Raw genomic sequence first — 7,231 nt, 5'->3', positions numbered from 1 at the left:
AGACAGACAGACAGTCAGACAGACAGACAGACAGCTGATTAGATTAATTCAGTATGTGTTTGGTTATGTTAATGTTTATTTAACGGATATTTCTCAAAACTGTGATAATTTAAGAAAACCTATTACTGCAGGGAAAAGAGTATCAGGTAATTATCCATATTATGGAGCATCAGGTATTGTAGATTATGTTGATGATTATATTTTTGACGGGGACTATTTATTAATCTCAGAAGATGGAGCGAATCTTTTGGCTCGAAATACACCTATAGCATTTTCAGTTTCAGGAAAAAACTGGGTAAACAATCATGCACATGCTTTGAAATTTAATTCAAAAAATATTCAAAGATTTATAGAGATTTATTTAAATGCAATGGATTTATCACCATTTATTTCTGGAGGAGCTCAGCCAAAATTAAATCAAAAAAACTTGAATAAAATTTTGATACACTTACCAAGTGAGAAAAAACTAGAACAAATTGTTACTACTTTAGATTATTTTGAGAAATTATGTACTGATATTTCAGAAGGATTACCTGCTGAAATCGAAGCAAGGCAGAAACAATATGAGTATTATCGAGATAAATTATTAACGTTTAAACCTTTAAAAGAAAATTAGAAATGGGGTTGTTGTATGAATGAACTAGATTTGATGGATATCACATATTATCCTTCATTGGAAGAAGTAGAAAACAAGAATGATTATGTAAACATTCCTTTATCAAAATTAGCTTCTTTAGGAATGATTGGTTCTTTATTCGTGGAACAGACACAAACGGTTACTACAACATTGAATACAGAAGGATTGTTCTCAGCTGTTATTCCAAAGGGAATGCATCTTGCCAGTGCCAAAGACGGTAGTGGCAATTTAGGAACTTTACTGGATGCAAATAATAAGCTTGCGGGCCAGGCAAGATTTAAAGAAGTCTCTGGGATTAATGCTACACAGACAATTACAGCTCCTATCAATCCGGCTATAGCTGCAATGTCTTTGATGTTGTTAAGTATAGATAAAAAACTTGATACTATCCAGGAATCACAAAAGGAAATTATTTCTTTGATAAAAACAAAAGAACATGGAGATATCAAAGGAAATATTCAATATTTGTATGATATCTTGAAAGATTTAAAAAATTATTTTACGGATGAACAGTACAAGAAGGAATACCGATTAAAAATTCATGATATTATCCAAGATTCATATAAATATATTGAAACCTATAAAGAAAGATTAAGTGAAGCGATTAAGAAAAATAGAAGATTTCGTATAAGCCTTGAAATTGATAAAGAAGTTAAATCACTGGTTGAAGATTTTTCATATTATCGGTTAAGTATCTTTATGTTTACATATGCTCATTATCTTGAAGTGTTATTGGGTAGCCGTATTGACGAGGGTATTATCCAAAATGAGCTAAAACGTTTGGATAGTGTGAAATTACAGTATAGAAAGATTTATACCGATTTATATAACTATTTGGAAGGTCTATATAAATCATCTATAGATAGACAGGCAGTAAATGTTTTAGGAAGCGCCAGTGAAGAACTTGGAAAAATGATAAATAAAGTTCCACTGCTTGAAAAGGCTCCTTTAGATGAAGCATTTGTGAATCTGGGGCAGAATCTTCAAAAAAGTAATGATAAGGTTTTGGTTAAATCATTGGAGAACTTAAGAAACTATAAGCAATTAAATGTAGATGGATTTGAAAGACAATATCAGAGTCTAGCTTATATGTATAGCGGAGAAAATCGAATTTTCTTCGATAAAGAAAATTTATATGTATCCGAACGTTGTTTGGTATAGAATAAAAAATCACTTTTATTTAATGGGGAAAAGACTATGAGTCTTATAACTCAATAATTGAACTTTTAAAGAAATGGAGAAGAGTTTTGAATACAATAGTCCCTAAACCAAGTAAAGAGCAGGTAAGTCTATATTTGAATAAATGGGATAATTTAGAAAATTATTCTTTACAGGAGGACTCGTTGGATAAATTATTCTTTGAATTATGCCCGAATAATACTTCATTACCTGATATTCTAATTAAATGTAGTTGTCTGAATGATTTCTATAGTACAAATATTTATTCTATTTACGATGTGGGAAAACATATTTATGAACTAAATATTGATAATCGTTTACATCAAGGAGATTTAAATCTAGTCAATGATATTGCAGATGTAACAATAAAAAATAAGAAGAAACGATTTTATTCATTTGCCTCAAAGTATTGCAGTCATCATTTTCCCGATATTTATCCTATCTATGATTCATACGTAGAAAAAGTTTTGATTTATTTTAATAAAATAGACAGGTTTAGCTCTTTTAGGAAACATGATTTAAAAGATTATACTCGATTTAAATCTGTGATATTAGATTTTAAAGAGTTTTACAAACTAGACGAATATTCGATTAAACAGATTGACAAGTACATTTGGCAGTTGGGGAAAGAATATTTTCCTCGAAAATATTAGAGGAGGTGCTTTAATGACTTCATACAACATAGTTGCGGAAACAAATATTTCAACTGTTGTTTCTGAATATATTCCTGAAAAAACACGGCGGAAAGAATACCAAAGTGAAGCGGAACTTGAACAAGAACTAATTGAAAATCTAGGTTCTCAGGGAATTCCTTATCTCAATATCCATAATGAGAAAGACTTGATTCTTAATTTAAGGGAACAGCTGGAAAAGTTGAATAAATACCAGTTTACAGATAACGAATGGAACTGGTTCTTTTCCCATGTGATTTCCAATCCAAACAATGGTATTCGAGAAAAAACACGCTTAATTCAACAGGACAATATTCAGACATTAAATTGTGAGGATGGGTCTATTCGAAATATCCGTTTAATCGATAAGAAAAATGTTCAAAGCAACTATGTACAGGTCATCAATCAATATGAAGTGGAAGGAACATATAAGAATCGTTACGATGTCACGTTACTGGTAAATGGTCTTCCAATGGTTCATATTGAACTGAAACGAAGAGGCGTAGCCATTCGTGAGGCTTTCAATCAAATCAATCGATATCAAAGAGACAGCTTCTGGGCTGATTCAGGTTTATACGAATATGTACAAATCTTCGTTATTTCCAACGGCACAAATACAAAATATTATTCCAATACAACACGTGATGCACATATCAAGGATATGAACAAAGCATCAAATCAGTCTAAACAGAAAACAAGTAACTCCTTTAAATTTACATCATACTGGGCAGATGCAAAAAATAAAACAATACCTGATTTGGTAGACTTTACAAGAACTTTCTTTTCTAAACATACATTGTTGAATGTATTGACCAAATATTGTGTGTTTACATGTGATGAAATACTCATGGTCATGCGTCCTTATCAAATAGTCGCAACAGAACGTATCTTAAACCGTATCCTGATAACTTCCAACTATCATAAAGAAGGTACCTTGGAAGCGGGAGGATACATCTGGCATACAACAGGGTCTGGAAAGACTTTGACTTCATTTAAGACAGCACAACTAGCTACTGAATTTGCTGATGTGGATAAAGTATTATTCGTTGTTGATAGAAAAGACCTGGATTATCAAACAATGAAAGAATATGACAAGTTTCAAAAAGGGGCTGCCAATGGAAACACATCGACACGGGTTCTTCAGCGTCAATTGGAAGATGAGCAATCCAGAATCATTGTTACAACGATTCAAAAATTAAGCACATTCATCAGCAAGAATAAAAACCATCCTGTGTATCAGAAACATGTCGTTCTGATTTTTGATGAATGTCATCGAAGCCAGTTTGGTGAGATGCATACACGGATTATCAAGAACTTTAAAAAGTATCATATTTTTGGTTTTACAGGTACACCAATTTTTGCACAGAATTCAATCGGCGGAAAGAATCCGAACTTAAAGACAACGAGTCAAGCTTTTGGGGAACGACTTCATACATATACGATTGTAGATGCTATCAATGATGACAATGTTTTGCCTTTCCGTATTGACTATATCAATACAATGAAGAAAAAAGAGATTTCAGATCAAAAAGTACAGGCTATTGATACAAAGAAAGCAATTCAAGATCCACAAAGGATTCATGATGTTGTAGCATATATTTTAGAACACTTTGATCAGAAGACAAGAAGAAGAGGACAAAGCTATGAATACAAAGTTCTTGAAAATGTAAAGGAGGTTGCTAAAAATAAACGAATTAAAGAGCAGAAAAAGACACATCGTCTAAGTGAATTTAATTCTATTTTTGCAATTGAATCGATTCCTTTATTGATGCGATATTATGATGAGTTTAAGAAGCAAATGGAAACTTCTAGACGTGATTTAACAATTGCAACTATATTTAGCTTTAACCCTAATGAGGAACAACCGGAATCAGATGGGAACTTACCTGATGAATCTATGGATACCAATGGATTAGATAAACCATCTCGTGATTTCTTAGAAGCTGCTATCGACGACTACAATAAGAAATTTCATACACAGTACAACACTTCTTCAGAAGAATTTCAAAATTATTATAAAGATTTATCGTTGCGTATGAAGAATCGAGAAATTGATATTCTTTTAGTCGTTAATATGTTTTTAACCGGTTTTGATGCTACAACATTGAATACATTATGGGTAGACAAGAATCTGCGTATGCATGGCTTGATTCAAGCGTTTTCAAGAACAAATCGTATCTTAAACTCTGTAAAAACGTACGGTAATATAGTTTGCTTCCGTGATTTGGAAAAGGAGACCGAAGAAGCTATAGCCTTATTTGGTGATCGAGAAGCAGATAGTGTAGTACTATTAAAATCATTTAAAGACTACTACAATGGTTACACTGATGAAAAAGGACGTTATCATAAAGGATATAAAGAACTGATTGAAGAACTAACAAGCCAATTCTCCTTGACTGAAGGAGCTCCAATAACTGATCAAGATAAAAAAAATTTTATTAGTTTATTTGGCTCGATTTTACGTGCTAGAAATATTCTTTCCTCCTTTGATGAATTTGCCGGTCAAGAGATACTTTCAAAATTTGATTTTCAAGATTATCAGAGTAGTTATCTTGATATTTATAATGAGTACAGGCCAGTACATCCAATAGATAAAAAGGAAATCAATGATGATATTGTCTTTGAAATTGAATTAATAAAACAAGTAGAAGTCAATATTGATTATATTCTTCAGTTAGTAGCAAAGTATCATGATACAAATTGTAAAGACAAAGAATTATTATTATCTATTCAGAAATCCATCTCTTCTTCACCTGAATTAAGAAGTAAAAAAGATTTGATTATAAATTTTATTGAAAGACTTAACAATAGTGATACTGTAGCTGAGGAGTGGAAAGAATATATCAAAGAATGTCGTACAGAAGATTTAAATCAAATTATAAAAGAAGAACGATTAAAGTTAGAAGAAACAGAACATTATATGGATGTTGCCTTAAAAGATGGTTACTTTAAATCCACAGGCTCAGAATTTGATCATATTTTGCCACCGGTAAGTCGTTTTGGTGGTAAACGTAAAGTAGTTAAGGATAGAGTTGCTAAGAAATTAAATGAGTATTACGACAAGTATTTTGATATTTTGTAATTAAATGTATAAAGGAAAGCCTTGATGACTTTCCTGGGTTTGTCAAGAAAAGTGTGTAAGTAATTTTTTAATTACCTGTTGACACTATCTGAAGTATCTTATTTTGGACAAACCAATCTCGCATATGCACCAAAAGCCAGGTAGCTCTTTCAGAGTTGCCTGGCTACTTTTTATAGAGCTTTTATCTTAAAGCCGTATGTACTGATCGATACGATCCTTGAATAAATCATTGACCATGAGTTGATTCAATACCATGGACCAGTTCGGAATGTAGCCGGTAGACCATTTCTTCTCCAGCTCTTTGATGCGCAGATATAAAAGTTTGAACAGCGCTGTTTCGTTAGGAAATGCACCTTTCTTCGTAACTTTGCGGAAACTGGAGTTCACAGCTTCAATTGCGTTGGTGGTATACATCACTTTTCGAACTGCGCTTCCGTAATCGAACAGCTGTTCAACATGTGAATAATTTCTTTTCCATACATCTACAGCTCCGGGGTATTGGCTCCATTCTTTACAGAAGATCTCAAATGCAGAATTGGCCGATTTGAGAGTGGGAGCTCCATATACTTTTTTCAAACTCTGTGTGAATTTTCTGTAATCCTTGCTTGGTACATATTTGATTGAATTTCGGATCAAGTGAACGATGCATCGTTGTACAACGACTTTGGGGAAGATAGCCTTTGCACCGGCTTCCAATCCGGAAACTCCATCCATCGAGATAAAGAAGATGTCTTCCACTCCCCGGGACTTGATCTCATCAAATATCTGCATCCAGTAGTTCTTACTTTCGCTTTCACTGATCCAGAGCCCCAGGATTTCCTTTCGCCCATTTAGATCATATCCCAGTATCACATAGACAGCGCATTCCTTAACTTCATAATCGTTTCTCAGTGTTACATAAAGACAATCCACAAATACAAAGGCATAGCATTTTTTTAGAGGTCGATTTTTCCATTCTTCCAGTTCCGGTATGATACAGTCTGTAATATCGGATATCATGTCATGAGACATTTGAAAACCATAGATATCTTCGATCGTGGATGAAATGTCACGTTGCGACATGCCACGGGCATACATGGCCAATACTTTATTTTCGATGGCAGATACATCTTTTGTTCGTTTTGGGACAACCTGCGGTTCAAACGAACCATCCCGATCTCTGGGCACTTCAATTTCCACCTCACCCTGTGTTGTCTTCAGAGTCTTCTTTCCATAGCCGTTTCGGCGATTGTCATCTTTTTTTGGTTCTTTGTCGTTAGAGTCATAACCCAGGTGATGATTCATTTCTCCCTGAAGCATGGCCTCAAACATAGGGCCAAACAAATCTTTGAGAGCGTTGTTCATATCTTCAGCGGTTTCAGGCTGATAGGCATCCAGGATAGCCTGTGCCAGGGCCACTTTTTTAGGATCTCTTTTTTTTCTTGCCATTTCCATATTTCCTTTTCTCCTTCTATGATAGCATGAAACTATAAAAAACCGTGTGAGCTGAGCCGTACGCTCTCAACTTACACGGTTTATATTACACTCTCACTTTCCTTTATACATTCTAATTTAATGATTGTTTAGCTTTCATCAATAACTCCGAAGAAACTCCAGTGATTTCTAATATATAAGAATCCGATATTCCTTTTCTTAATAAGTTTTTTAAAATCATTAAAATAC

5 protein-coding genes are annotated in these 7,231 nt (G+C 33.5%); 4 read left to right on the top strand and 1 reads right to left on the bottom strand.

All coding sequences use genetic code 11. From position 1 onward, the window contains the following. The 4 genes from HMPREF0367_RS03295 to HMPREF0367_RS03280 all read left to right on the top strand — a co-directional run. The coding region (locus HMPREF0367_RS03295) for a restriction endonuclease subunit S (RefSeq protein WP_211237377.1) at positions 1-616 on the top strand (616 nt) is incomplete at its 5' end. A 15-nt stretch (positions 617-631) separates the two neighbouring features. Then, positions 632-1,798 (top strand): hypothetical protein, encoded by a 1,167-nt coding sequence (locus tag HMPREF0367_RS03290; protein WP_035401164.1) that lies wholly within the window; start codon positions 632-634, stop codon positions 1,796-1,798. Positions 1,799-1,884: 86 nt separating this feature from the next. Continuing rightward, complete coding sequence (locus HMPREF0367_RS03285; RefSeq protein ID WP_035401162.1) at positions 1,885-2,469, top strand: hypothetical protein; 585 nt, start codon at positions 1,885-1,887, stop codon at positions 2,467-2,469. Positions 2,470-2,482: 13 nt separating this feature from the next. Then, positions 2,483-5,569, top strand: a complete 3,087-nt coding sequence (locus HMPREF0367_RS03280; RefSeq protein WP_035401160.1) for a type I restriction endonuclease subunit R — start codon at positions 2,483-2,485, stop codon at positions 5,567-5,569. 186 nt (positions 5,570-5,755) lie between these two features. Here HMPREF0367_RS03280 and HMPREF0367_RS03275 read toward each other — a convergent pair whose 3' ends face one another. After that, positions 5,756-6,997 carry an IS256 family transposase gene (locus HMPREF0367_RS03275; protein ID WP_035401166.1) on the bottom strand — a complete coding sequence of 414 codons (1,242 nt, stop codon included), beginning with the start codon at positions 6,995-6,997 and terminating at the stop codon, positions 5,756-5,758. Positions 6,998-7,231 lie beyond the last annotated feature (234 nt).

The sequence above is a fragment of the Faecalitalea cylindroides ATCC 27803 genome (genome assembly GCF_000469305.1).
GTDB classification, from domain to species: Bacteria; Bacillota_I; Bacilli_A; order Erysipelotrichales; family Erysipelotrichaceae; genus Faecalitalea; species Faecalitalea cylindroides.
The sequence above is the reverse complement of the archived record's forward strand: the minus strand, read 5'-3'. Positions and strand labels throughout refer to the sequence as shown.